Below are 26,620 nucleotides of genomic sequence, written 5' to 3'. Positions count from 1 at the left end.
ATGGCGACGGCGCGCGAGCCAGGACAGCACGCCGCGATCGGGGAATCAGGCTTCGGCCGGGCGCAGGCGAATCGATCGGCTGACGCGCATCAGCAAGACGATCGCCAGCACGACGGCCACCACATAGCAGGCGACGAACGCATGGCCGAGCGCGTTCGGACCGGCGAACATCAACCGCGCCACGAGGGCGACCACCGTGGGCCCGAGCGCGAGCCCGAACAGGTTGGTCACGAGGTAGTAGAGCGCGGTGAGCTTGCCCATCATGTTGCCGGGCGTGAGGTTGGCCATCGTCGCGCCGCCCGCCACGGCGAACACGGCAAAGAAGAAGGTCTGCGCCGCATACGCCACGAGGCCCAACGGCGCGGAGCGGATCCACGGGAACGTGGCCGTGACCAGCGCGGCAATGGCGGTCGAGGCGATGGCCACGCGCACCGGCGCATCGACCATGCCGCGTTTGCGCAGACGATCGGCCACACCGCCCCACAACAGGAGCCCCGCCGGGGAGGCCACCAGCCCGACCGCGCCCAGTGCCTGCCCGATGACGGGGCGGCCGAACCCCATCGTCCGCGCGACGATCTCCGGCAGCCACGCCATCTGGCTGCCGATGGCGATGCCGTACAGACAGATCGCCATCCAGAGCGGCAGATAGACGCCCTTGCGCGCCCACGCGAAGCGCAGCGCGTCGCCGTAGGTGACTTTGTCGGCGCTCGTTGCGTCGCTGCGCGCCGGCTCGCGCACGAGCCAGAGCATGAGGGCGAGCGGAATGCCGAGCAGGCCCGGCACCACCAGCACGAACTGCCATGGCTTGAGCAGACCCAGCAGCGCAATCCCGGCCAGATGTCCGGCCGCCGCGAATTTCAGCAGATAGCCGCCGAGCACGAGCGCGAGGCCGGTGCCCAGCAACGGCCCGATGTTGTAGATGCCGAACGCGAGACCGCGGCGCTCGGGCGGAAAGGCGTCGCGAATCATCGACGCGGCGGCCGGCGGCAGCACCGCTTCGCCGACACCGAGGCCGATACGCGTCAGGAACAGGAGGACGTAGGTCTGGCTCAGGCCGCACAGAATCTGCACGGTCGACCACAACAGCATCGCACCGCCGAGCAGACGTTTGCGGTGCCAGTTGTCGACGAGATACCCGGCCGGAATGCCCAGCACGCTATAGAGCAGCATGAACGACAGCCCCAGCAGCCAGCTCACCTGCAGATCCGAAACGCCGAGATCCTGCTTGATCGGACCGACCACGAGCGAGATGGCCCCGCGGTCGATGAACGACACGACATACACGATCGTGAGTATCGCGAGCAGCGGCCAGCCGCCGGCGGCAACCGCCCCACGGCCCGATAGGGAGGAGTCCTGCGCGCTGCCTGGGCGATCGGCGGCGCGAGGCGGCGCATCGTGCGCCGTCGGGTTCTCATACATTGCTGTCTCCTTTGAAGCGGTGTTCTTTTTCGTCGCCTGCTTCTGTTGCGGGGAGGCCTACTGGTCCCACGCGCGTTCTTCGACTGCCGCGCGCCCCGCCGTCGTGCCCGACACGATGAACTCGGCGATATCGCCCATCGAGTTGTAGTACGGGCCCCACAGCGAGCCGCACTCGCCGATCGCATAGAGGCGCGGAATCGGCCGGTCCTCGTGGTCGAGCACGCGCTGGCGAGCGTCGTGCTTCGGACCGCCGTGCGTGTTGAGATACGTCGGGAACATCGGGCCGATCGCGTAGTACGGGCCCGTGTCCAGCGGCACGAGAAACGTGCTGCGCCCGTGGTCCGGGTCGTGGCCCTGCATGCACTGCGCGTTGTAGCGCGCGACGGTGTCCTTGAGCACCTCGGGATCGAGATGGCCGGCACGCGCCACGCCCGGGATGTCGGGCCAGCGGCACTTCAGCGCCAGTTCCTCGATCGTTTCCGCGCGCATGATCGAACCTTCCTCCAGCTCCGCGAGGTTGTCCGCGCTCCACGGCGGCGTTCGCGAGTTCAGCGTCGTCATGGCCGCGCCGCCTGCCCTGACCTTCTCGTCGAAGATCTGGAACACCGGCACGTGGCTGAATTGCGGCCCGTCCGCGGTCGTGGCGAGCCACGTGTCCCGGTTGGCCAGACCATGACGCACTTCCGCGGTGTCGGTCGTTTCGTTGTGAAAGCGCCGTGCGTTCCGGTCGACCCACAGCAGGCTGCCGCCATCCTTGAACGCCCCCGAGTTGTAGCCAAATCCGGCGATGCGGTTCAGGTCGTAGGTAACGTACACGTGGCCGCGCTTCGACTTGATGCCCCAGCTCAGCGGCCCCGCCACGGCGTTCATGTGCCAGAGCTGCGCGCCTGCCGTCTGCGCCATGCGAATGCCGTCGCCCGTGAGATTCGGACTGCCGAGGAAATAGATCGGGCAAGGCGTGATGAATTGCCGGCACATGGCATCGTCGGCTTCGAAGCCGCCGCTCGCCAGCACGGTCGCCTTGCGCGCCTTGACGCTCACCGTTTCGCCGTCGGCCGTGCGCGCCTCGACGCCGAGGATTTCACGCGTCACCGGATGCTGCACGAGGCGCGTCACCGTGGTATTGCAGCGCACGCGCGCGCCGCGTTGCTCGGCCACGGCGGCAATCGCGTTGTACAGGCCCGCCCCGCCGGGGGCCGACACCACGCTCATGCCCTGCACGCTTTCGCTTCCCGGCGCACCGGGAAACTCGGGGAAGAAGCCCGGTGCGCTGAACGGTTTCGGGTTGTCCTTCAACGGCAAGCCGAGCTTGTGCTGAAACGCAGGAATCGCTTTGAGTCCCTGCACGAAGTGCTGCAATACGCTTTCGTCGGTTTGCCCTGCGCACAGCCAGTTCATGTAGTCGAACGTGGCCTTCTCGTCGCTCGACGTCATGATCAAACCGCCCGCGACGCACACCGAGTTGCCGCCGCCGCGCTCGCCCTTCTCGAGCACCAGCACGTCGGCGCCCAGCTCGGCCGCGCTCAAGGCGAAGGTCGCGCCGGCACCGCCATAGCCCACGACCACCATATCGGCTTCCAGATCCCAGCGGGGCGAGGACCACGTCACCGTCAATTCATTGCTCTGCATCGTCTTTCTCGCTACGTACGGAGGGCGCACTCATGCGGCTTCGGTAACCAGCTGCTCGGCCGAACGCAAACGGTCGTAGATCTCGTTGTAGCGAAGCACCGGCGCATCCATGGCGAGCATGATCATCTTGCGGTCCGGCGAGCGGTCGATCAGATCCTGCTGCGCTTCGATGATGGCCTTGTCTTCCTGAAATGCTTCGTCGGCGATGCTGAAGCAATGCGCCTTGAGTTCGGCAGCCTTCGCCCAAGGGCCGAAGTTGTAGAAGAACTTCGACTTCGTCGCGCTGACCGGCGTGATCATCTGGTTCGTGCAGCGCGCGAAGATCGGTGCTTCCGTCACCGTGCCGTTGCCGCTGCGCGCCTGAATGCCAGGCGCGTAAGAATGAATCGTCAGGATGAACACGCCAGGCACGAGGAAGGTGCTCACGACGCGGTCGTCGGACGGCACCGCGCCGAAATACGGATTCGACTGCCGCCCCGAGTGCCAGCGGTCCGCCCGAACGCCGCGCTCGAGTATCTCCATGCCGCGCTTCGTTTCGCTTTCCTTCATGAGCTTGAGCGATTTCATGTCGCTCGCGCCGAAGGTCGATTCGTGCACGAAGGGGGCGTGCGAGAGGTCCAGCAGGTTGTCGGAGATGAGCTCGGCGTTCGCGTCGATGTCGAAGCTCGCGCAGACCATGGCCCAGTCCGCGTCGTCGGGTCCGATGATCGGCGGGATCAGCGACGCGTCCGCTTTCTGCGGGTCGCCCATCCAGACCCACGCCGCGCCGTGGCGCTCCTCGATCGGATAAGCGCGCACGCAGACCCTGGCCGAGATGCGATCCTGGCCGGGAATTTCGGTGCAGCGGCCGTCGGCCGCGAACTTCAGGCCGTGGTACATGCAGCGCAGTTCGTCGCCCTCTTTGCGACCGACCGTGAGCGGCACGAGGCGATGCGGGCAGCGATCTTCCAGGGCGGCCAGCGTGCCGTCCGATTTGCGGTAGATCGCGAGCGGCTCGTCCATCACCGTGAACGGCACGATCGCCTCCGCGGAGAAGTCCGCGGCCCAACCCACCATGTACCAGCAATTCCGAAGAAACATCTTTGTCTCCTGATCGATTGATGCGGCCAACTGGCCGGCGTATCCAGCACCCAGGCTTTGCGTCGAACGCGTGCGGCGCACGGCTGCGGTTACGACAACTGGGGCAATCCTCGAAAAAGGCTAAATAGTATTCAATTTAGTATGCATCATATTATTCTCAGTTTCCGCGAGGCACAAGGCCTCCGGGCGGTGGGTATACCCGGAACGCATTGGCGCTCAGAGCCCGCGCGCTTCAAGCGAGGCAAGCAGGCGCCGCTCGACCTCGCGGCGGTCTGCGAGGAAGCGGGCCAGCAGGCCCTCGCGATCGCGTGTCGCGAGGGCATCGACGAGATGGTGTTCGGGCGTGGCCGGGAAGCCGGCGCCCCACGAAGAAGTGGGCGCGAGCGCCCGGTAGCGATCGGTCTGACGCATCAGACGCATCGCTTCGCGCGCAATCACGCGCTCGGGCGAGAGTCCGAAGACGAACGTGTGAAACCGGCAATGCGCGCGCAACCAGTCGGCTCGCGCCGCCATGGCGAGCCCCGAGTCGAGGATCTCGAGATCGGTCCGCAGGTCCTGCAGTTCCTCGGCGGTCGGCCAGCGCAGCGTGCGTAGCAGCTCGGTTTCGAGCAGGCGGCGGATCTGATAGATCTGCCGGGCTTCGACGCTCGAAAGCAGCGCCACCTGGAAGCCGCGATTCGGGTCATGCTCCACGGCCGCTTCGGCCACGAGCAGCTTCAAGGCTTCGCGCACCGGCGCGCGGCTCACGTTAAAGCGCCCGGCGAGCTGGAGCTGCGGCAGCGGCGCCCCGGGAGCGATCACGCCGTCATTGATCATCTCGCGGATGCCCGCTGCGATCTGCGACGGCAGGTCGGGCGCCCTGCGGCCGGGCAAGGCAGGCGGACCGGCCGCCGACGACCAGTCGTCCGGTCGCGCGCCCTCGCCGGAACACGCGCTTCGATCTCCGGCGATGCGTGCGCCGCGCAGCATGTCAGCGCTCCCAGTACACGGCCCGAGCCGTGTCGTGAAGCACCTGTTGCTGCTCCACCGACGACAACGATGCGACCGACGCCTTTGCGAGCGCCACCATATCGGCATAGCTGCCCTTCGACTGCGCAACGTCGGAGCCCCACATGACCCGTTGCGCCCCAAACGCACGCACGACGCGGGCCACGACGGGCGCCGCGGGAAGATCCAGCGAAGCCAGCTTGCCGAGGTTGATCATCGAGTACAGCAAATAGACGTTTGGCTGGTCGTCGAGCGCGAGCAGCGGTTCGTCTACGCCATAGTCCGGCGCACCCGACTCGCCTGCGATGTTCGAGAAGTGGTCGAGCACGACGGGCGTATCCGGAAACGATTTGAGCACCGGCAGCAGCGCCTTCAGGGCGGCCTCGCGATTCCAGCGGTAGAAGTGCAGGCGCACCGAGCCGCCCAGCTCCGCGACCGTCTCCCACGCGCGCAGAGCGGCCTTCGAAGCGAACCAGCCCGGGTCCGCTCCCTTGTGCGGTTCGGTCAGGCGGATGCCCACCGAGCCCCGCTCGCGCACCCAGTGGCGCACCGTCTCGCGGATGTCGTCCGCGAGTGCGTCGACCATGCACAAGGCGCGCAAGCGCTCAGGGTAAGCGGTCGCCGCGTCGCAGACATAGTCGTTGTGAAATCCGTAGATGTGCGCGCGCTGCACGGCCAGCGCGCGCTCCACGCCATGGGCGTCGAGCAGCGCGATCAACCGTTCGGCGGTGACCGGATTGTCGAGGGCGCCGTCTTCGAGCGTGCCGCTCAACGGCGACGGTGGGTAACGGCCCGCATCGGCAGCAATCAGATGGGCGTGGCTATCTATCATCAGGTTTCCTTGATATCCAGGTGTTCAATTGGGTCTGGTGCGGTTAGTCCCGCATGGCTCACCGCCACGGGTCCACGCAAACATGGACCGCGCCTTCGACGCCGCGTCCGGCCGTAGCGAGAATTGCTTCATGCGTCTGCGCGAGACCGAACGTGTGGGAGCACACCTCATCGAGCGGGTATCTGCCCGAAGCGATGTAGCGCAAGGCCAGCTCCACGGCGCCATAGCTGCGGCCGCGCGGGGCGCGCACAGTCAGGTAGCGCTTCTTGATCTCGCCGATCGGCACCTGCTGCTGAAGGCCGTTCAGGCTCAGATACGCGCCCTTGGCGGCCAGCGCGATGGCCTGCGCGGCCACCGAGCCGTCGGGGTCGCCCGTGGTATCGACCACCACGTCGACGCCGCGCCCGCCCGTGATGCGCATGACCTCCGTTTCGAGGTTCTGGTCCTGGACGTCGACGGCATGATCGGCGCCCAGGCGCAGTGACAGATCGAGGCGGCTGCGGTCGCGCGTCATGCCCGCGAGAATGACCGTGAGCGAGCCCGCCGCCTTCGCAGCGAGCACGCACCCGAGCCCCTGCTGGCCGGGACCGAACACGAGCACCGTCTTGCCGGGTCCCGCACCGCCGTCGTTGCAGGCCCACTGCACGCCATTGCCGAACGGCACGGCCAGCGTCGCATGCGTGGCCGGCAGGTCCTGCGGGATCCGGTGCATGACCGTGTTCAGCGGCAGATGCATGTACTGCGCGTAGCCGCCCCACAGGTGGGGCGCGATCTCGCACGTCGACATGCCGAAGCGCAAGGTGTTCAGCCGGTCCTTCACGTTGAAGAAGTCGACCTCCATGCACAGACGGAAATCGCCTTTCATGCACCACTCGCAATGCCAGCACGGCAGATATTCGTGCAGCGCGACGCGGTCGCCGGCCTTCACTCCCCAGCGCCGTTGCGCGATGGAGCCGACAGCCTCCAGCGTTCCCACGTTTTCGTGCCCCATGATCAGGGGCGCGTGATCGGGCTTGCGGTACAGCTCCGGGTCGCTGCCGCCGACACCGCTCGCCTCCACGCGCAGGATGCCCGTGTCGGACTTCAGTTCGGGATAGTCGAACTGCCGCAATTCCGTTGTCTCCGCAGCGGTCTTGACCGCCGCCCATACTTTCTTCGTCATCGCTTGTCTCCGTTTCCAACCGGTCTCAACGCGCGCGGAAAAGCCGCTGCGCGTTGCGACAGAAAATGGCGTCCAGCACCGCCGCGGGCTGCCCCGCGAGACTCGCCCTGGCCAGCTTCAATGCGTTGCCGTAGCCCTCGCGCGCGCTCACGACCGGAAAGTCGCTGCCCCACATGATCCGGTTCGCACCGAACGCCTCGAGCGCCTCCCCGACGAGCGGATGGACCCGGCCGCCGAACGGCTCGCCGTCGCGCAGCGCAGTCGCGGCGCGCGGCATGAGCTCCCCCATGCCGGGCAGCTTCACCATGACGTTCGGAAAGCGCGCGAGCCGGAACACCTCTCGACGCAGCGCCCACGCCGCATCGGTCTCGACGGGCGCGCTCGTGCCGCCGAGATGCTCGAGCACGACCGGGAGGTCGGGCACGGCAGCGAGCAGCGCCGCGAACGCGGGCGCGGCGAACGTCTCGGCCGATCCCACGCAGCTCACGGGCAGGCCGCAAGACTGCACGGCGCGCCAGACCTTGGGCAGCGTGCCGTCGGGCAGGCAGGCGCCGGGACGCAGGCGCACGCCCGCCGCGCCGTCGGCCGCCAGCCGCTCGACCGTTTCGCCGACGTCCGGCGCCTGCGCATCGACCCACACGACGCTTGCGAAACGCGCACCGTAGCGGGCGACGCAGGCTTGCTGATAGCCGTTGTCGACCTGCCCGATCATCTGCGTGAGCACGGCGGTCTCGACGCCGTGCCGGTCCATGTGATGCAGCAGCGTTTCGACCGGTTCGTACCAGCACGGCGAGACGTGGGCGTGGCTATCGACGACCATCGCCGCCTCAGGCCGTCAATGCCACATCGGGATTGAGCGGCACTTCCTGTTTCCAGGTCCGGTCGTTGGCGAAGATCACCGTGGCCGCGCGAATCTGTTGCCACGGAATCGGCGCACTCAGCACGGGCGGGATTTCGTTGCGCTCGGCCAGCGCCCTTGCCGTGCGGATCATCTGCCGGCGCCAGGCGACCACGGCCACGTCCGAGGTGCCGAGATGTTCTTTCGTGCGGTCGAGAATGCGGCCCTGCGTTTCGCTGACCGCGTGATCCTGCGTGAGAATGCCCTTGATGCCCGACATCGATGCGGTCTTCATGGCTTCGCGGTCCTGCTCGTACCAGTTGTCGATATTGAGCTTCTTGCGGAAGTGCTCGTCGACCCAGTGGCCGCCCTCCTCGATGCGGTACGCCACGTCGACCGGCTGCGTCTCGTCGAAAAACCACTGGATGTGCCACGTCGATTCGTCGTCGCGCGGCACGAAGGCGTTCGCCATTCGCCGGTTCTTTCGCACACCGAAACCATCGGGCGGGATCAGCGTGAAGAACGGCAGCACGACTTCGGTCACGCGCGCGTGCAGCTTGCCCTCCTCGCGGAAGTTGCGCACGCCCGCGTAGCGCAGGCCATATTTCGTGTACTCGACCTCGATCTTCGGCTGCAGATCGCGTTCGTGGTCATACTTCGCCGGCGCGCTCCACGGCTGCTCGCGGTGCAGCACCCCTGCGTGCGCCGAGTCGATGGTGCCTTCCACCGCCTGGGCGTAGTTGCAGTCTTCGAGCACCTTGAACGGTACGACGTTTGCCACCGGATACGAGAGGAATTCGAACTCCGGGAATGCCGGCACATTCGCCGCATCGCCCATGTACGTCCAGATCACGCCGGCCACCTCGCGCGTGGGGTAAGCCAGCGCGCGGATGCGCGAGCAGAATGCCGAGCCCGCTGGCTCGGTGGGCGTGTCGAGACAGGTCCCGTCCGTGGCGAATTTCCAGCCGTGATAGAGGCAGCGCAGACCGCCTTCCGAGTTGTCGCCGAGCGCGAGCGAGGCGCGACGATGCGGACACTGCTCGTCGAGCAAGCCGACCTTGCCGTCAGTGTCGCGAAACGCGACGAGGTCCTCGCCGAGCAGGCGCAGCCGCACCGGCTTGCCGCCCGGCTCGCCGATCTCCGAGGCGAGCAGCGCCGGAATCCAGAAGCGGCGGATCAAGTCGCCGGTCGGCGTGCCGCGGCCGACCTGCGTGAGGATGGTGTTGTCTTCGCGAGAAAGCATGTTTGTCTCCTTGCCTGCATTCAATCCGGGATGTGGGGAGCGCCGCGGGGAGACCCCCGCGCAGCGCGGTCAAACCAGGGCGATGGCGCGCGCGAGCCGTTCGCGGGCGCCCGCGGTGTCGGCGTCGTTGCCGATCAGGTCATGGGCCTCGATGACGAGTTCGCGCAACGTCAAAAGACGCTGCAGCGGCGCGTCGCCAAGGCCGTTGCGGCTGGCGCCCGCTACGTCGGCGTCGAGCAGGCGCCAGACTTCGTCGAGTTCCGATTCGCGGTAGATCATGTGTTCGACTTCGCTCGACAAGCCGATCCGCTCGGCCAGCCCGCGCAGCGTCGCGGCCGAGTAGTCGTCGATGGAAGTGAGGTCTTCGGCGTGCATGGCGGCATCCGTGCGGGTGTCGTGGTGTGTCATGACCGTGTCGGCCTCAGCGGCCCTTCGGGCCGAACTTCGACGGCGGCAGATCGAGCGCGGCGCGGCCATAGTTCGTCATCGCGCTATCCCACGTAAAGGCGAAGTGCTGCGCCGCCGAATTCGTGTCGCGCCACACGCGCTGCAGCTCGGACGTGTTGTAGATGCCCGTGCCGCCGGCCGCCTCGAACAGACTGTTGACCGCCCTGCGCGCCGTCTGCGCCGCATAGGCCCAATCGCGCGGCACGCGCGCCCATTCGAGCGCCGTGATGGCCTTCGGATCGTCTGCGGTGTCGACGCGCCGGGCGTCCTCGCGCACCAGCGCGAATGCCGCATCGACTTCGGCCGCCGCCACACCGAGCCGCGCCATCGTGGCCGACTGCTCCGCCATCTGCTCGCTGTCGAACGATTTGAGGCGCGGCGCAAGCCCTTCGGAGAACGAACGGATGGCGGCGCGCGCCATGCCGAGCGGCGCGCCGATCAGCGAGAACGGTGTCACGTTCTGGAAGGGCATCCGGTAAATCGGCGCCCTGAGCGAGCCCGCCGCCTGCGCCTGTCCCGACATCATCTCTTTCACCGATACCGAGCGATGAGCGGGAATGAACGCTTCGGCAATCCGGATCGAACGGCTGCCCGTGCCGCGCATGCCGGCCGTATGCCAGTCGTCGACGATCTCGATGTCCGAACGCGGCACCACGAAGAAGCGCGGCTCGGGCGGCCCGTTTTCGCGCTGCACGGCATTGCCGACGATCACCCACTGCGCGTGATCGATGCCCGAGCAGAACCGTCCGTCGCCGTTGACGAGGCGGTAGCCGCCTTCGACTTCGGTCACGGTGCCGCCGAGCCGGAACACCGTGGCGGTCAGCGTGCGCGCATCGCCCATGACGTCGCGCTGCGCTTCGAGCGGGAAGAGATTGAGCATCCAGCTATGGCCGGCGAGCACGCCGTAGACCCAGCCGGTGGAGCCGCACGCCGAGGCGATCTCGGCGGTCACTTCCACGAGCGTCGCGAAGCCGAGCTCGGAGCCGCCGAACAGCTTCGGCGTCACGACATTGAAGAGGCCCGACTCGCGCAGTGTGGCAATGGTCTCGGCCGGCACGAGCCGTTCGGCCTCGGTGCGCCCCGCGCGGGAGCGGATGACGTCGTACAGGGATCGCGCCTTCGCAACGGCGTCTTCATGGCTGGCGAGGTGCGGCAGCGCACCGGCGGGTTGGGCTGCGGGGGAGGTACTCACAGTTTGTCTCCTTGGTGAGCTTGGTAGAGCCGTCCGTCGCGGCGCAACGGGCGCCTTCGACGGCAGCGGTGCTGCTTGTGCCGGATGGCGGCGCGCACTTGCGTGCGCACGGGCCGCCGGGTTCTTGCCGCTACTGGCCGGCGCGCATCCTGTCCTCGACCTTCTCGCGTGCGGCCACGTCGAGGAACCAGCGGTAGTGGCCGCCCTTGGAGATGGGCGGCAGCCCCGTGGCGACGGCATACCAGCTCGCGCCGTCGTCTTCGCTCGCATAGACCTCGCCGGTCGCGGTGCCGGCGATCAGCATGATCCGGTCGTCCCAGTGATAAAGGCCCATGCCTTCGATGTTGCCGATGATCTCGTCGGGCAAGCCGTTGCGGATCGGTTGCCAGCTCACGCCCGCGTCGACGCTGCGCAGCACCTTCGCGTCGGCGCTGCGTCTGGCCGCCCACTCGCGCGGCGCATTGCCGGGACCGCCGAGGTACAGCACGTTCTCGTCGCGCGGATCGATGAACATGGCGTCGGGGTAGCCGATCGCGTCGGCGCGCGTCATGAGATGGGTCCAGCTCTCGCCGGCATCCGCGCTGTAGTGCAGCCCTTCGCCGCCACACATGAAGATCTGCGCGGGATTCGAGCGGCGAATCAGCACCCGGTGGTTGTCGTGATAGAACTTGTCGCTCTCGGACTCGTAGCTGCGCGGCTCGGTCCACGTCCGGCCGTCATCGACCGTCTTGAGCAGCGCGCCCTGCTCGATGCAGACATAGAGCGTTTCCGGTTCGTCCGGATGGAACGCGATGTTCTTCACGTGCGCGACGTGCGGCGGCGGTGGAAACGTCCACTTGTCCTGGCCCGGCACGCCCATCATCGCGGCGATTTCGGTCCAGCTACGGCCGAGGTCGTCGCTGCGGTACAGCGCGGACGGCTCGGTGCCCGCATACAGCACGACGCCGTGTGCGCGCGGCTGCGCAGCCAGCGTATAGATGTGCGCGCTCTTGATGCCCTCGGCGCGCGGCGACCACGTCACGCCAAGGTCGCCGCTCACCCACAAGCCGCCGGTGCCATGCGCGCCGGCAAACAGCAGCTTCGACGCCGGTTCATAAAGCAGCGCGCTCACGTGCAGATGCTCGAGCGCCGTGCGCGTCAAGCGCCATGCCTCGTGGCCGCTCGCGCGCTCGAACACGTGCATGCCCCGCAAGGTCGCAACCAGCAGCGTCGTGGCAGGACCTTCGCCGTGCGTAACCGTGCCGCCGTTACAAGACAGGATTGCGATCAATTCCTTCTCCTCCAGTGGATGCGCCTCAGCGAGGCTCGATCTCCGCCAAACCGCGGTTGACTCTTTTCCGGCCCCTCGGGATTTCCCTTCTTCGGAGCCTTTGACTTTTTTCGTGTTAGTCGAAATAATATTCAAAAAAGAATTTCGAGTCAACCAAGAACCCGGCCGCCGGCGTAAAGCGGTTCGAAACGGACAACTGGAACTGGAGACAGCCATGAATGAGCACCAAGCCCGTGCCGACGATTTGATGACGCTGCGTCTCGCGTCGATCCACTATCTGGCGCGCGACACCCTGGCCTATGCCTTCGAGCGCCCGGACGGCGCACCGCTGCCGTCCGGCGCGCCCGGCGCGCATATCGGCGTGCATCTGCCCAACGGCCTCGTGCGGCAGTACTCACTGCTCGACGGCAGCGCGCAACCGCGTTCGTATCAGGTGGGGGTCAAGCGCGATGCGAAAAGCCGCGGCGGCTCGCAATACATGCACGAGCAGTTGCGCCCCGGCGATCTCGTGCAGATCGAGGCGCCGCGCAACAACTTCCCGCTCGACGAGCAGGCCGCGCACACGGTCCTGATCGGCGGCGGCATCGGCATCACGCCGATTCTCTGCATGGCGCGCCGGCTGAAGGCGCTCGGCCGCTCGATGACGCTCTACTACTCGTGCCGCGAGCGCGTGGACGCGGCCTTCGTCGAGGAGCTGGAAAGTTTCGCCGACATGCATCTGCACATCGACGCCGAAGCCGGCGGCGTGCTCGACCTCGCCGCCATCGCGCAGGCGCAGCCGCCGGGCGCCCACTTCTACTGCTGCGGGCCGGGTCCAATGCTCGCCGCCTTCGAGGCAGCGACCGCGGCGCTGCCGCGCGCGCAGGTTCACGTCGAATACTTCACCGCGAAGCAGGAAGCGGCGCTCGACGGCGGCTACACGGTGGAGCTCAAACGCAGCGGACGCACGTTTGCCGTCCCGGGCGGCAAGACCATTCTCAACGTGCTGCGCGAAGCCGGTGTCGACGTCGCGTACTCATGCGAGGAAGGCGTATGCGGCGCCTGCGAAACCCGCGTGCTCGAGGGCGAGCCCGACCACCGCGACGCGATCCTCTCCGACCCGGAGAAGGCCGCCAACAACACGATGATCATCTGTTGCTCGGGCTGCAAGGGCGACCGGCTGGTCCTCGATCTGTAGCCCCCCGGCCCTTCCCACCCGTCCCGCCTCGAAAGCGCGACGGGCCATCGCCATGCGGCACGAAGCGCCTGCCGGGACGCCAGGCCGCGCATTTCCCCCGACATTCCCAAGGAGACATCTGATGATCATCGATTGCCACGGCCACGTGAGCCCGCCAGCCGAGCTGTGGGTCTACAAGGCGCACATTCTTTCCCATCGCGGCGAACACGGCCGCAGGATGCCCGAGGTCAGCGACGAAGAAATCCTGCACTACGCCAATCGCAAGGAGATGGGACCGGCCGGCCACATCGACATGCTCGATCGCGCCGGCACCACCGTGCAACTGCTCTCGCCGCGCCCCTTCCAGATGATGCACAGCCAGAAGCCCGGCAAGCTCGTGCACTGGTTCACGGAGGAAACGAACAACATCATCGCGCGCACCGTCAAGCTGCTGCCCAAGCGGTTCATCGGCATCGGCGGCCTGCCTCAGGTGGCGGGCGAGCCCATCGAAGACGTGCTGCCGGAGCTGACGCGCTGCGTGAAGGAACTGGGCTTTCGCGGCGTGCTGCTGAACCCCGATCCGTTCGAGAATAGCGGCAGCGAAGCGCCTGCGCTCGGCGAGCGCTACTGGTATCCGCTGTACGAGAAGCTCTGCGAACTCGACGTGCCGGCGCATATCCACGCGACAGGCTCGCATTCGGCACGCTCGCCGTACACGGTGCACTTCATCAACGAAGAGACTATCGCCGTGTTCGGCCTCGTGAACTCCGACGTCTTCAAGGACTTCCCGAAGCTGAAGATTCTCGTGTCGCACGGCGGCGGATCGATCCCCTACCAGATCGGCCGCTTCCAGTCCGGCGCGGCGCGCGCGGGCCGCGACTTTCTCGCCGGCATGCGCAATCTCCACTACGACACCGTTCTGTACTCCGAAGAATCGCTGCGCCTGCTGATCAAGACGGTGGGCGCCGACCGCTGCCTGTTCGGCGCCGAATGCCCGGGCGTGGGCTCGGTCGTGAACCCCGCCACCGGCAAGACGTTCGACGACATCAAACCGTTCATTCAGGGCTTCGACTGGCTCTCGCCCGAAGAAAAGGACGCGATCTTCTTCGGCAACGCCCGCGACCTGTTCAACCTCGACCTCGCAGCTTATCGCTGAGCGGTCCGCCAACTGGAGCATATCGATGGCGAAGATCGTATTGGGCATGGGCACGTCGCACGGCCCCATGCTCGTCACGCCGCCGCATACGTGGGGCTCGCGCGTGCCCGACGACCGGCGCAGCACGCACCATTTCGAAGGCCGGCAGTGGCAGTTCGACGAGCTCGTCGAATACCGCCGCGCCGAAAACCTGCGCGAGCAAATCACGCCCGAGACGTGGGCCACCCGTCACGCCGCCTGCCTCGCGGCGATCGAGCGCATGTCGCAAATCCTGGCCGACGCGCGTCCTGACATCGCCGTCATCGTCGGCAACGATCAGATGGAGATTTTCGACGACACCTGCGTGCCGGCATTCAGCGTCATGTGGGGCGAAACCATCGTCAACAACATGATCAGCGAGCAGAAGCTCGCCGCGCTGCCACCCGGCGTGGCGCACGCGATGCCCGGCTACATGCCGGCCGCCGCGAGCTATGACGGCGTGCCCGCCCTCGCGCGCCACATCATCGAATCGACGATCGCCGGGCAGTTCGACGTGGCCGCCCTCAAGCGGCTCTCCGAAACGGAAACGCCGCACGCGTTCGGCTTCGTGTTCCGCCAGCTGATGAAAGACCGCGTGATACCGACCGTGCCGGTGCTGGTGAACACCTTCTATCCCCCGAACCAGCCGACCGTCAGCCGCTGCTATGCATTCGGTCGAGCGCTCGTGCGCGCCATCGCGTCCTGGGAAAGCGACAAGCGCGTGGCGCTGATCGCCTCGGGCGGCCTCACCCACTTCGTCATCGACGAACGGGTGGACCACACGATTCTGAACGCCATGCAGGCCCACGATCCCGCGCCCATCGAGGCCATGGGCGAAGCCATCTTCCAGGCCGGCACGTCGGAGATCAAGAACTGGATACCGGTCGCCGGCGCCATGGACGAACTCGGCTTCGACATGGAACGCGTCGATTACATCCCCTGCTACCGCACCGAAGCCGGCACCGGCAATGCCATGGGCTTCGCGTGCTGGCGGCCGCAACAGCCATGCTGATCGAGGAGACCCGTCCATGACACAAGAAAGCGAAATCGTCCGGCGCCTGCGCCGGCTCGACTGCTGCGCCGTCTCCGACGCGCTCGACAAACTGGGGCTCGGCGGCGTGGTCAGCGGCGTGCAGCAAGCCGCGGGCGACAAGCGCGTGGCGGGCCGCGTCATCACGGTCAAGCTCGGCACCGGCGCGCCCGCGCCGGGCGAACCGCGCCATCTCGGCACGACGGCCATCGAACTCGGCGGACCGGACGACGTGATCGTCGTCGAGCAGCGCACCGGCATCGAAGCGGGTAGCTGGGGCGGCCTGCTGTCGCTCGGCGCGAAGGTCAAGGGCATCGCCGGCGTGATCGCGGACGGCCCCGTGCGCGACATCGACGAAGCCCGCGAGATGCAGTTCGCGCTCTTCGCCAACGCCTTCACGGCACGCACCGCGCGCGGCCGCATTGTCGAGAAGGCGACCAACGTGCCGATCGAAGCCTTCGGCGTGGCGGTCGACGCGGGCGACTACGTCGTGGCCGACCGCAGCGCCGTCATCTTTATCCGCGCCGCCGACATCGAACGCGTGCTGGCGAGCGCGGAAGCCATCGTCGCGCGCGAAGCCCGCATGGCCAAGGCCGTGCTCGCGCATACGCCCATGAGCCAGGTCATGGGCGGCAACTACGAATTCATGCTCAAGGACTGAACCATGGAAACGCTCCAGCAAGACCAGAACGTTGCGCGCGCCGCGCGGCTCGACACCGCGACACTCAGCGACGCAATGGACCGCCTCGGGATCAACGGGCAGTGCCGTTCGATCAAGCCGCGCGACAGCGCATTCCGGATGGCGGGCCGCGCCTTCACGGTGCTCTACGGTCCGGCTGCCACGCCGCCCGGCACCGTGGGCGACTTCATCGACGACGTGCCGCCCGGCGCGGTGATCGTGCTCGACAACGGCGGCCGCACCGACGCCACCGTCTGGGGCGACATCATGACCGAGATCGCGCATCGCCGGGGCCTGGCCGGCACGGTGATCGACGGCATCAATCGCGACGTGCAGCTTTGCCTGTCGCTCGGCTATCCCGTGTATTCGCGCGATCACTGGATGCGCACCGGCAAGGACCGCGTGCAGGTCGAAGGCGTGAACGTGCCGGTCAATATCGGCGACGTGCGCGTGGCGCCCGGCGACCTGCTGCGCGGCGACGCCGATGGACTCGTGGCGATTCCGCGCGAGCACGAAGCGCGCATTCTCGCCGTTGCCGAGGAGATCGAGGCAGCCGAAGAAGCGATTCGCGCGGCAGTGGCGTCGGGCATGCGTCTCGACGAGGCGCGCCACCAGCACAAGTACCACCAGTTGCAGACGCGCGAGCAAGGCGTGCAAGGAGAGGTCGCATGAGCGCCGCCAGCCTGCGTTTCGATCCCGCGGAGACGACCCGGCTCGATATTCCGCGCGTGGCCGCGGCCGTCGTCGAGGCCGCCCGCGCACTGCCCAGCGCCACGCTGCACGAAGCGGCGGGCAAGCGCGGCGCCCTGCCCGCGGCGATCAAGCCGGTCGCGCCGGGCTTCCGGATTGGCGGACCGGCTGTCACGGTGCACGCGCCCGGCGGCGACAACCTCTGGCTGCACCGCGCCATCTACGCCGCACAACCGGGCGACGTGCTCGTCGTCTCGGTGGGCGATGCCTACGAATACGGCTACTGGGGCGAGGTCATGTCGACGGCAAGCCAGGTGCGCCAGCTCGGCGGACTCGTGATCGACGGCTGCGTGCGCGACCGCTCGCTGCTCGAACAGATCGGCTTTCCGGTCTTCGCGCGCGGCCTGTCGATTCAGGGCACGGGCAAGGACTTCGGCGCGCGAGGCTGGATCAACGCGCCGACGCGCTTCGGCAACGTCACCGTGCACGCAGGCGATCTGATCGTCGGCGACGACGACGGCGTGGTGTGCGTCGCGCGCCACGAAGCCGCCCGCGCGATCGACGCGGGCCACGCGCGCGAGGCTGCCGAAGCCGATCAGCTTCGCCGCCTCAAGGCGGGTGAAACGACGCTCGGCATTTTCGGCTGGGAATGACCTCACACCGCACCGAGGCTCGCCGGACGCACCGCATCGGGTGAAGCCGGCTCCGACCATGACCATCGACATCACGCAATTCAAGGCGGCCATGCGCTGCCTCACAGGGCACGTCTGCCTCGTCACCACCTGCTCCGGCGACGGCCAGCGCAGTGGACTGACCGCGACCGCCGTTTGCTCGGTGAGCGCGGAGCCGCCCACCTTGCTGGTCTGTGTGAACCGCAGCAGCGCGTCGTCCGGTGCGATCCGCGACGCGGGGCGTTTCGCGGTGAACGTGCTCGGCAAGGAAAGCACGGCGCTCGCAAACCGCTTCGCCAGTCCGCTCGCGCCCGAGGACAAATTCGCCGAAGGCCGGTGGAGCACGCCCGGCACGGGCGCACCCGTGCTCGCGAACGCGCTGGCCAGCTTCGACTGCCATGTCGATCGCGTCATCGAAGCGGGCACGCACCTCGTGTTGTTCGGCGCCATCCGCGCCGTCCGGATCGAGCACCCGGATCGGGCGCCGTTGCTTTATGCGCAGGGCGGGTACGGCTCGTTTGCCTCGGCTCAGACGATGCCGGTTGCCGATCTCCTCTGGATCTCGAACTGGGATCCCGACGAGTCCAGACAAAAAACGAAGTAAAAGACACCGTGAGGAGACACCATGTTTCATCAAAGCACGTGGCGCAGACAACCGCTTGCGCGCGTACTGATCGTAGCGGGCGCCATCGCCGGAACCAGTTCGGCGGCGCATGCGCAATCGACGTTCACCATCGGAGGATTTCTGGACGAAAGCGTCGCGGGCTATCGCGATTCGAACGGCTCGCGCCTCGTCCAGATGCAGGACTCCGCCATCTTCCCCACCAAGATCTTCTTTCGCGGCAACGATGACCTTGGAAGCGGCCTGAGCGCCAATTTCAGCCTCGACTCGATGATCGGCCTGAGCAACGGCAGTCTCTCTCCGCAATCGCATGGCGCGTTGTTCGAGAACTCCGCGTGGGTCGGTCTGCGGCAGACTGGAATGGGCAGCATCCGGATGGGACAGCAGAACGACTTCAGCTTCGATTATTTCCTGATTGGCGGCATCGATCCCGCTACCGGCATCGCGGGCGGCATGCTGAACTTCCGGACCGGGAGTTTCGGCGCGGACCTGCTCGGCGTGCACGGGCCGGCGCAAATCGGTGCCGCGATTGCCGACGGCCCCTACGCGCCGATCATCACCAACGGCGTTCCGACCGGCCTTGGGGCGATCAACTGGGACCGCGTGGGCGGCGAGCGCATGTCCAACGCCATCAAGGTGGTCTCCGACGAATACGCGGGCTTTTCGGTGGGCGCGATGTACAGCTTCGGCGGCATGGCCGGCGATTTTTCGAACGGCTCGGGCAAGAGCGCCGTGCTGAGCTACCGCGCGCAGGAGACGCGCGCCGCCATCGTCTACACCGAGCAGAACTTCAGTCCGGTGAACGACGGTCACGACGGCATTGCCAACCTGCTCGCCGGCGTGCGCACCCGAATCGCGGACTTCAAGCTGACCGCCATGTACAGCCAGGCGCGCAACACCTATACCGGCGCGAGGATCTACGCGCTGGCGACGGGCGTGGGTTATGACTTCACGTTCGACTGGAACCTGGGCGTGGCGTACACGTACTCGAACGGCAACAGCCAGTTGAAGAACGTGACCGTCAATCAGGCTGCGATTCAACTCACGCACGCGCTGTCGAAGCTCACCTCGATCTATCTGACCGGCGTGTTCCAGCGCACGAATGGCGCCTATCCGGCCGAAATCGGCAACACCGTGGCGGCCGGCAATATTCAGTCGGTCGTGGCGTTGGGGATATTGGCCCGGTTCTGAGGAGCGGGGCGCGAGTGCGCGCCCCACGTGCGGCAAGCGCGGCCGGAAGCCGCCGCGCCCTCAGACGCCGCGTGCCTGCAGAACCGCCATGAGGCCCGCGAGCACGATGGCCCGGCCCTTGTCGTAGGCGTCCAGCAGCAGTTGCCGGTTCTGCGTTGCCAGTGCCTTGATCAACTGCTCTTCGATGCGCGCGTCGAGGTGCGCCCCCTGGGCCGTGATATCCGTGGCCAAGGAGCGATAGCGATCGGTCAGGCGCATGAGCCTGAGCGCCTCGCGCTTGAGAACCTTGTTTTCCGAGAGGTCGAAGATGGCGTCGTGAAACGCCCGGTGGCGCTCGATCCAGGCGTCGCGCGCACCCGTGGCGAGCAACTGGTTCAGTTCCTCCACCATCGCCTCGAGCAGCTTCAGATGCGCCTGAGTGGGCCAAACGACGGTGGCAAGCAGTTCGGCTTCCAGCAGATGGCGCATGCGATAGAGTTGCCGCGCTTCGTCGCTCGAGAGTTGCGCGACGAAGAAACCGCGATTCGCGTCGTGCTCGATGATGCCTTCCGCCGCCAGCAGCTTGAGCGCCTCGCGCACGGGCACGCGGCTGATCCCAAAGCGCTCGGCGAGATCCGACTGACGCAACTGAAGGCCCGGCGCCAGCGTGCCGCGATTGATCAATTTGCGGGTTTCCGCCGCGATCTGAGAGGGGAGGTCGATCCCGTTGAGTTCTGCAGTTGCCACGATGCCCGTCAGTCCGAATTTTATACAATCTGGAATTATATCTGGATTGCCGACTGACAGGATGCGTTTGCGTGACGCCCGGCAAGGAATCGCACCGCCCACTGCTGCGCCGGAAGGCCCGACGCAGCACCCGATGCTCAGAAGCGGGTCTGCATGCCGATACCCACGGCGGAGACATTCTCGTCGCGCATGGTCGGAGGCGGCAAACCGCCGGGCGGATAGATCGACTGGACCGCTACGCCGCCATTCAGGAGTTTCTTGTAGAACGCATAGAGCGTCGTCGATTTCGACAGGAAGTAGGTATAACTGAGCGCGAATGAGCGCACGCTCCAGTTGCCCGGCGGCGCGACGTTCTCGTCGCTCAGCCCGCCATAGGCGACCCCAAGCGCGCCGACCACGCCGGTCGGCACATTGAAGCCGACTTGCCAGGCCTTGTCGGTGAACCCCGGGTTGTTACGGCGCCATTGATAGGTGCCGTAGAGCGTGACCCACTTGAAGGCGTACTTCACCCCGAGCGCCTGTTCGAGGGTATTGCTGTCGGCGCCGGGCGCGACCGTTAGACTGCGGCCCAGGCCATAACTGGCGGTCAGCCCGCCATTCGTGTACCAGAGCGTGCCGATCTCGTACTTCGTGTTGGTGTCGGCCCCCTCGTTCGAGCCGAACGAATACCCCAGCGTGGCGCTCAGGCCACGCCATGTGGGCGAGGCGTACTGCACCGCGTTGTCCTCGCGCGCAGGGTCCAGCAAGGGGTTGAAGATCCAGGGCCTCGGCTCCTCTCCGGTGATCGATCCCAGCACAGATCCGGCGGCCATCAGAATGGGATCGAACGTCACGCCCCACGTATAGCCCTCCGTCTGCAGACGCCCTGCGATCAGCGAGCCCCAGGGACTATCGACCCCCACGTACGACTGGCGGCCAAACAGCCGGCCCCCCTCTCCCGACGTCCCGTTGTTGATGTTGAAACCGCTTTCGAGCACCGCGATTGCGGACAGCCCGCCACCGAGATCCTCCTTCGCCCGCAGCCCCCACCGCGAACCGCCGGCGCCGCCGGAATTCAGACTGCTGGCGCTCGTGGTCGAATTCTTGAAGTAGCCGTAAAAGACATCGGCCACGCCGTAAAGCGTCACGCTCGACTGCGCGTGCGCCGCGCAGGGAAGCAGCGCGCCAATAATGCATCCCGCCATTTTCTTGTGCAATTCCGTCTCCTGTCTCCGAATTTTTGCCGGACACTGGACGCCACACGCCCATCAAAGGACGGCCCGCTCCCGTGACGCCAGCGGCTCATACTTTGCTAAAGTATTCTTTTTTGAATACTTTAATCGTAGCCAATCCGGATTGGGCGGTCAATGGAGAATGACGTGGGTAGTGGTTTACGCCGCTCGCCGCGGCCCCTCCTGTCTTCATACGATTGCGGCGCGTGCCGCCATCGACCCATTCAACGCTGAGACATTCAATGGAACTTCGACAACTGCGCTACTTCGTGAGCGTCGTGGAGCACGGCAGCATGGGCAAGGCCGCGCTGGACCTTGGCGTGGTGACCTCGGCATTGAGTCAGCAGATCAGCCGGCTGGAAAGCGAGCTTTCGACCCGTCTGCTGCAACGCACCTCCGGGGGCGTCGTTCCCACGGATGCCGGACTCGCGTTCTGGCGCCAGGCGCAACTGGCGCTGCGTCATATCGACGACGCGGCCCACGCGGCCCGTCAGGCTCGCCTCTCGGGTCACGTGAGCGTCGGGCTGGCGCCGAGCACCGCGGGCGTGCTGGGCCTGTCCTTCATGAAAGCCATGCGCGAGCGCTATCCCGACGTGCGGCTGCGCATCGTGGAAAGCCTGTCCGGATACCTGGCGCCGATGCTCGGTGCACGGCAAATCGACCTCGCGATCCTGTTCCACGAGGAGCCCGCGCAGCGCTGGAGCGCAATGCCCCTGCTCGACGAGCGTCTTTTTGTGATCGGCGCTCCCGCCCTGCCAGGCATGCCTGATGGCTCCCAGGTGCGTATCTCCAGACTCGGCGAACTTCCGCTGATCCTGCCAAGCGGATCGCATGGCCTGCGCTCCTTGCTGGATGCCGTGTTCAAGCGCACCAGCTACCGGCCGTGCATCGCCGCCGAGCTCGATGGCCTTGCCTTGCTGATGGACGCCGTGCGCGGCGGTCTGGGCGCCACCATCCAGCCCGGCGCGCCGCTCGCGAGACCGGAAAACCAGGCACTCCAAAGCGTGCGCATCGCGGACAAAGAAGCCTCGAGACCCAACCTGATCGTGAGCGTATCGGACGACGAACTTTCGCCTGCGGGACTGGCCGCCCGCGTCGTGCTGGCCGATGTCGCGCGCGAAATCGTGCGTGCCGGCCGCTGGCCCGGCGCCACACTGCGCGAGGCGCCCCTTCACAAAACCTGAAGACCTCTTGCCGCCTCCCTGATGGCGGCGCCGGCTGTCGCTCTATAGAGTGCGTCTCAAAGGAGACAACTCAGATGGTCGACGTTCTCGTTATCGGTGGAGGCAATGCCGCGCTGTGCGCCGCGTTGATGGCGCGCGAAGCTGGCGCCTCGGTCCTCCTGCTCGAATCGGCGCCGCGCGAATGGCGCGGCGGAAATTCCCAGCACACCCGCAATCTGCGCTGCATGCACGACGCACCGCAAGACGTTCTGGTCGACGCCTATCCCGAAGAAGAGTACTGGCAGGATCTGCTGAAGGTGACGGGCGGCATCACGAACGAAGCGCTCGCGCGGCTCGTGATCCGCGCCTCGTCGCATTGCCGGCCGTGGATGCAAAAGCATGGCGTGCGCTTCCAGCCGCCGCTATCCGGCGCCCTCCACGTGGCCCGCACCAACGCGTTCTTCATGGGGGGCGGCAAAGCGCTCGTCAACGCCTACTACCGTAGTGCGCAGGCGCTCGGCGTACAGATCCGCTACGACACCCCCGTCGATTCGATCGAACTCGATGGTTCCCGTTTCGTCGCCGCGCGCAGCGGAGCGCAACGCTTCGAAGCACGCGCCTGCGTGCTCGCCGCGGGCGGATTCGAATCGAACCGCGCATGGCTGCGTGAAGCGTGGGGGCAAAACGAGCGCGGCGAATGGCCGGCCGACAACTTCCTCATTCGCGGCACGCGCTTCAACCAGGGCGTGCTGCTCAAGCACATGATCGACGCGGGCGCGGATGCCATCGGCGATCCGTCGCAATCGCATTGCGTGGCCATCGACGCGCGTGCGCCCCTCTACGACGGCGGGATCTGCACGCGGATCGACTGCGTGTCGCTCGGCGTGGTCGTGAATCGCGACGCCCGGCGCTTCTACGACGAGGGCGAAGACTTCTGGCCGAAGCGCTATGCGATCTGGGGGCGGCTCGTCGCCCGGCAGCCGGGACAAACCGGCTATTCGATCATCGACTCCAAGGCGATCGGCCGCTTCATGCCGCCCGTTTTCCCGGGCGAAAAAGCCGATTCGCTGCCGGAACTCGCGCGACGGCTGAACCTGCCCGAGGCCACGTTCGTCGAGACGATCACCGGCTACAACGCCGCGTGCCGGATCGGCACATTCGATCACACCGCGCTCGACGACTGCCACACCGAACAGCTCACCCCGGCGAAAACCCACTGGGCGCGTCCCATCGATACGCCGCCCTTCTATGGCTACGCGCTGCGGCCGGGCATCACGTTCACCTATCTCGGGCTCAAGGTCAACGACAAGGCGCAAGTGCATTTCAGCGGGCAGCCGAGCCAAAACCTCTTCGTGGCGGGAGAAATGATGGCCGGCAACGTGCTCGGCAAGGGCTATACCGCGGGCGTCGGCATGTCGATCGGCACTGCGTTCGGACGCATCGCCGGCACCCAGGCCGCAAAGGCCGCGCAAACCGCACAGGCCGCCACCCGACCACATGGAGCTCAACGTGCACAAGCTTGAAGCACTGACTCGCGAGGCGCAGGAACTCGCCTCGCCTTCGTCCCCCTCTCGTCGTACGTTCACGAGCGCGCCCGAAACCGCCGTCATCCGCGTGCTTCCGCTCACGTCCAACGAAGCCGAAGTCGCACGTCAAATGCAGATATGCAACGCGTGCCGCTACTGCGAAGGATTCTGCGCGGTCTTTCCCGCGATGACGCGGCGCCTCGAGTTCGCCAAGGCGGACGTCAATTATCTCGCCAATCTCTGCCACAACTGCGGTGCGTGCTATCACGCATGCCAGTACGCGCCGCCTCACGAATTCGCCGTGAATGTCCCCAAAGCGATGGCCCAGGTACGCGCCGAAACCTACGCCGAGTACGCATGGCCTCCCGCGATGGGCGTGCTCTACAAGCGCAACGGATTGACCGTCGCGCTCGCGCTCGCCGTCGGGCTGGCGGTGTTCCTGCTGCTCGGCATCGCACTGAAGGGCTCGCTGCTCGCCAAGTCGCTGGGCGGCAACTTCTACGCCGTGTTTCCGCACGACTGGCTCGCGACGATGTTCGGCGCCGTTTTCGGATTCGCGGTGCTGGCGCTGGGTGTTGGCGTGACGCGGTTCTGGCGCGACTTGTCGGCGGGCACTCCCAGTGCACCGAGTGCGCCCGCGCTCGCCGAAGCGACGAAGCACGCGCTTGCGCTGACCTATCTCGACGGCGGACATGGCGACGGCTGCAACGAATCGAACGACGCGTTCACGCTCGCGCGGCGCCGCTTCCATCACTTCACGTTCTATGGCTTTATGCTGTGCTTCGCGGCCACTGCCGTTGCGACGATCTACGACTACGTGCTGCAACTGCGCGCCCCGTACCCGTTCCTCAGCTTGCCGGTGCTGCTCGGTACGGCAGGCGGCATCGGCTTGCTGATTGGACCGGCGGGACTGCTCTGGCTCAATCTGCGCCGCCATCCGGATCATGGCGATCCCAAGCAGCGCCCCATGGACCGGGGGTTCATCGCGCTCCTGCTGCTCACGAGCGCCACTGGCCTGAGCCTCCTCACGTGGCGTGACACTCCGGCAATGGCGTGGCTGCTCGCCGTGCACCTCGGCGTGGTCCTGGCGCTTTTCGCCACGCTGCCTTACGGCAAGTTCGCACACGGCATCTACCGCTGCGCGGCATTGCTCAAATCGTCGATCGAAAAGCGTCAGGCGAACAGACTGCAAACCGGCCCGGATTGAGCGCCCAGGCGCCTGGCATCCCCGCCTTGCGGTTCCATAAAGAAGTCCACGGAGACACAACATGCATTCGTCAACGCCCGCCGCGCGAAGCGGGACTCACACGAGATCGTCGACATTCGGCGCGGTCGTTCGCGTGACCAGCGGAAACTTTCTCGAACAGTTCGATTTTTTCCTCTTCGGTTTCTACGCGACCTATATCTCGCGCATCTTCTTTCCGTCGAGCAGCGAGTTCGCTTCGCTGATGCTGACCTTCGCCGTGTTCGGCGCGGGCTTCCTCATGCGACCGCTCGGCGCCATCGTTCTCGGTGCGTATATCGACGAAGTGGGCCGCCGCAAAGGGCTGATCGTCACGCTCACCATCATGGCGAGCGGGACCATCCTGATCGCCTGCGTGCCCGCCTACGACACGATCGGCCTGCTCGCGCCCGCCCTCGTGCTGCTCGGGCGATTGCTGCAGGGTTTCTCGGCCGGCGCGGAACTGGGCGGCGTCTCCGTGTACCTCGCGGAAATGGCGACGCCTGGGCACAGGGGCTTCTATACGAGCTGGCAATCGGCGAGCCAGCAGGTGGCGATTGTCGTCGCCGCGGCGCTCGGCTACCTGCTCAATCACTGGCTGACGACGCAGGAGATTGGTGCCTGGGGATGGCGCATCCCCTTCTTCGTCGGCTGCGCGATCGTGCCGGTCATCTTCCTGCTGCGGCGAACCCTCAAGGAAACCGCGGAATTCGAAGCCAGGCCGCGCCATCCCGGCACGCGCGAAATCTGGAACGCGACGCTGAAAAACTGGCGGGCGGTATTCGCGGGCATGCTGCTAGTTGCGATGACAACGACTACCTTCTACCTCATCACCGTCTACACGCCGACGTTCGGAAAAACCGTCCTGAAACTCAGTACTGCAGACAGCCTGATCGTAACGGTCTGCGTAGGCTTCTCGAACTTTCTCTGGCTGCCGATCGGCGGTGCACTTTCCGATCGCGTCGGACGCAAGCCGATATTGATCGCCATCCCGGTGCTGGCCATCTGCACCTCGTATCCGGCGCTCCACTGGCTCTGCGCCGCGCCGAGCTTTGGGCGTATGCTCGCCGTGCTGCTCTGGCTCTCGTTCTTCTTCGGGATGTACAACGGCGCGATGGTCGCGGCGCTCGCGGAGATCATGCCCGTCGAGGTGCGCGTTGCGGGCTTCTCGCTCGCGTTCAGCCTGGCGACCGCAGTGTTTGGAGGCTTTACGCCGGCCGTCTCGACTTATCTGATCGAAGCGACCGGCGACAAGGCCGCGCCGGGCTACTGGCTCAGCTTCGCGGCCGTCTGCGGACTGGCCGCCACACTCGCGCTATACCGGCGAAGCGATACCGCCCGGCGCGCAGCCCGACATGCGATCGACGGGACTTGATGCTGTCACTCCCCAGGATATCGGCCCAACGGGCCGGCCTAACGGGCGTCCGCCCGGTTTCGGGCGGCCCGTTTCGCAAGACACG

The 26,620-nt window shown here is 66.4% G+C and carries 25 protein-coding genes; 12 read left to right on the top strand and 13 right to left on the bottom strand.

Annotated elements, in window-relative coordinates; all coding sequences use genetic code 11:
- Positions 1-45: 45 nt before the first annotated feature.
- From U5775_RS24265 to U5775_RS24215, 11 genes are all read right to left on the bottom strand, one after another.
- Positions 46-1,419: an MFS transporter gene (locus U5775_RS24265; RefSeq protein ID WP_322060642.1), complete on the bottom strand. Its 1,374-nt coding sequence runs from the start codon at positions 1,417-1,419 to the stop codon at positions 46-48.
- Between the two features lie 57 nt (positions 1,420-1,476).
- Complete coding sequence (locus tag U5775_RS24260; RefSeq protein WP_322060641.1) at positions 1,477-3,048, bottom strand: FAD-binding protein; 1,572 nt, start codon at positions 3,046-3,048, stop codon at positions 1,477-1,479.
- Positions 3,049-3,078: 30 nt separating this feature from the next.
- Entirely contained in the window at positions 3,079-4,128 is a 1,050-nt protein-coding gene (locus U5775_RS24255; RefSeq protein ID WP_322060640.1) for an aromatic ring-hydroxylating dioxygenase subunit alpha, read from the bottom strand.
- A gap of 216 nt (positions 4,129-4,344) precedes the next feature.
- Positions 4,345-5,097 carry a GntR family transcriptional regulator gene (locus tag U5775_RS24250; RefSeq protein ID WP_322060639.1) on the bottom strand — a complete coding sequence of 251 codons (753 nt, stop codon included), beginning with the start codon at positions 5,095-5,097 and terminating at the stop codon, positions 4,345-4,347.
- Position 5,098: 1 nt separating this feature from the next.
- Positions 5,099-5,947 (bottom strand): amidohydrolase family protein, encoded by an 849-nt coding sequence (locus tag U5775_RS24245; protein ID WP_322060638.1) that lies wholly within the window; start codon positions 5,945-5,947, stop codon positions 5,099-5,101.
- A 58-nt stretch (positions 5,948-6,005) separates the two neighbouring features.
- The gene (locus tag U5775_RS24240; RefSeq protein WP_322060637.1) at positions 6,006-7,109 is read right to left on the bottom strand and encodes a zinc-dependent alcohol dehydrogenase; all 1,104 of its coding nucleotides are present in this window, start codon (positions 7,107-7,109) and stop codon (positions 6,006-6,008) included.
- Positions 7,110-7,134: 25 nt separating this feature from the next.
- The gene (locus U5775_RS24235; RefSeq protein WP_322060636.1) at positions 7,135-7,929 is read right to left on the bottom strand and encodes an amidohydrolase family protein; all 795 of its coding nucleotides are present in this window, start codon (positions 7,927-7,929) and stop codon (positions 7,135-7,137) included.
- A gap of 7 nt (positions 7,930-7,936) precedes the next feature.
- Positions 7,937-9,190: a Rieske 2Fe-2S domain-containing protein gene (locus tag U5775_RS24230; protein ID WP_322060635.1), complete on the bottom strand. Its 1,254-nt coding sequence runs from the start codon at positions 9,188-9,190 to the stop codon at positions 7,937-7,939.
- 69 nt (positions 9,191-9,259) lie between these two features.
- Complete coding sequence (locus U5775_RS24225) at positions 9,260-9,598, bottom strand: hypothetical protein (protein ID WP_322060634.1); 339 nt, start codon at positions 9,596-9,598, stop codon at positions 9,260-9,262.
- Positions 9,599-9,611: 13 nt separating this feature from the next.
- Entirely contained in the window at positions 9,612-10,829 is a 1,218-nt protein-coding gene (locus tag U5775_RS24220; protein WP_322060633.1) for an acyl-CoA dehydrogenase family protein, read from the bottom strand.
- 130 nt (positions 10,830-10,959) lie between these two features.
- Positions 10,960-12,099 (bottom strand): glycosyl hydrolase, encoded by a 1,140-nt coding sequence (locus U5775_RS24215; RefSeq protein ID WP_322060632.1) that lies wholly within the window; start codon positions 12,097-12,099, stop codon positions 10,960-10,962.
- 214 nt (positions 12,100-12,313) lie between these two features.
- On the opposite strand from U5775_RS24215, the gene U5775_RS24210 reads away from it, so the two are divergent.
- The 8 genes from U5775_RS24210 to U5775_RS24175 all read left to right on the top strand — a co-directional run bounded on the left by U5775_RS24210 (position 12,314) and on the right by U5775_RS24175 (position 19,312).
- A complete protein-coding gene (locus U5775_RS24210) occupies positions 12,314-13,276 on the top strand; it encodes a PDR/VanB family oxidoreductase (RefSeq protein WP_322060631.1) in 963 nt (320 codons plus the stop codon).
- A gap of 121 nt (positions 13,277-13,397) precedes the next feature.
- Positions 13,398-14,411: an amidohydrolase family protein gene (locus U5775_RS24205; protein WP_322060630.1), complete on the top strand. Its 1,014-nt coding sequence runs from the start codon at positions 13,398-13,400 to the stop codon at positions 14,409-14,411.
- Positions 14,412-14,436: 25 nt separating this feature from the next.
- Positions 14,437-15,441 carry a protocatechuate 3,4-dioxygenase gene (locus U5775_RS24200; RefSeq protein WP_322060629.1) on the top strand — a complete coding sequence of 335 codons (1,005 nt, stop codon included), beginning with the start codon at positions 14,437-14,439 and terminating at the stop codon, positions 15,439-15,441.
- Between the two features lie 16 nt (positions 15,442-15,457).
- Entirely contained in the window at positions 15,458-16,120 is a 663-nt protein-coding gene (locus U5775_RS24195; RefSeq protein ID WP_322060628.1) for an RraA family protein, read from the top strand.
- Positions 16,121-16,123: 3 nt separating this feature from the next.
- Positions 16,124-16,810, top strand: coding sequence for an RraA family protein (locus tag U5775_RS24190; RefSeq protein ID WP_322060627.1), 687 nt, complete (start codon positions 16,124-16,126; stop codon positions 16,808-16,810).
- Positions 16,807-17,481 (top strand): 4-carboxy-4-hydroxy-2-oxoadipate aldolase/oxaloacetate decarboxylase, encoded by a 675-nt coding sequence (locus U5775_RS24185; RefSeq protein WP_322060626.1) that lies wholly within the window; start codon positions 16,807-16,809, stop codon positions 17,479-17,481. The genes U5775_RS24190 and U5775_RS24185 overlap by 4 nt, the downstream gene beginning before the upstream one ends.
- Positions 17,482-17,539: 58 nt before the next feature.
- The gene (locus tag U5775_RS24180) at positions 17,540-18,103 is read left to right on the top strand and encodes a flavin reductase family protein (RefSeq protein ID WP_322060625.1); all 564 of its coding nucleotides are present in this window, start codon (positions 17,540-17,542) and stop codon (positions 18,101-18,103) included.
- A 21-nt stretch (positions 18,104-18,124) separates the two neighbouring features.
- Positions 18,125-19,312, top strand: coding sequence for a porin (locus U5775_RS24175; protein ID WP_322060624.1), 1,188 nt, complete (start codon positions 18,125-18,127; stop codon positions 19,310-19,312).
- 60 nt (positions 19,313-19,372) lie between these two features.
- On the opposite strand, the gene U5775_RS24170 is transcribed toward U5775_RS24175, so the two are convergent.
- Positions 19,373-20,038, bottom strand: a complete 666-nt coding sequence (locus U5775_RS24170; RefSeq protein ID WP_322060711.1) for a GntR family transcriptional regulator — start codon at positions 20,036-20,038, stop codon at positions 19,373-19,375.
- 137 nt (positions 20,039-20,175) lie between these two features.
- Positions 20,176-21,234 carry a porin gene (locus U5775_RS24165; RefSeq protein ID WP_322060623.1) on the bottom strand — a complete coding sequence of 353 codons (1,059 nt, stop codon included), beginning with the start codon at positions 21,232-21,234 and terminating at the stop codon, positions 20,176-20,178.
- Between the two features lie 257 nt (positions 21,235-21,491).
- Between U5775_RS24165 and U5775_RS24160 the strand changes: the two genes are divergently transcribed.
- From U5775_RS24160 to U5775_RS24145, 4 genes are all read left to right on the top strand, one after another.
- Positions 21,492-22,433 carry a LysR family transcriptional regulator gene (locus U5775_RS24160; protein ID WP_322060622.1) on the top strand — a complete coding sequence of 314 codons (942 nt, stop codon included), beginning with the start codon at positions 21,492-21,494 and terminating at the stop codon, positions 22,431-22,433.
- 74 nt (positions 22,434-22,507) lie between these two features.
- The gene (gene tcuA, locus U5775_RS24155; protein WP_322060621.1) at positions 22,508-23,935 is read left to right on the top strand and encodes an FAD-dependent tricarballylate dehydrogenase TcuA; all 1,428 of its coding nucleotides are present in this window, start codon (positions 22,508-22,510) and stop codon (positions 23,933-23,935) included.
- Positions 23,922-25,145, top strand: coding sequence for a tricarballylate utilization 4Fe-4S protein TcuB (gene tcuB, locus U5775_RS24150; RefSeq protein ID WP_322060620.1), 1,224 nt, complete (start codon positions 23,922-23,924; stop codon positions 25,143-25,145). Before tcuA ends, tcuB begins: the two co-directional genes overlap by 14 nt.
- A gap of 61 nt (positions 25,146-25,206) precedes the next feature.
- A complete protein-coding gene (locus U5775_RS24145; protein ID WP_322060619.1) occupies positions 25,207-26,535 on the top strand; it encodes an MFS transporter in 1,329 nt (442 codons plus the stop codon).
- Positions 26,536-26,620: the final 85 nt, after the last annotated feature.

The organism is Paraburkholderia sp. J63, from assembly GCF_905220245.1.
Lineage (GTDB): Bacteria > Pseudomonadota > Gammaproteobacteria > Burkholderiales > Burkholderiaceae > Paraburkholderia.
Note: the sequence above shows the minus strand (reverse complement) of the source record. Positions and strands in the feature narration are given on the sequence as shown.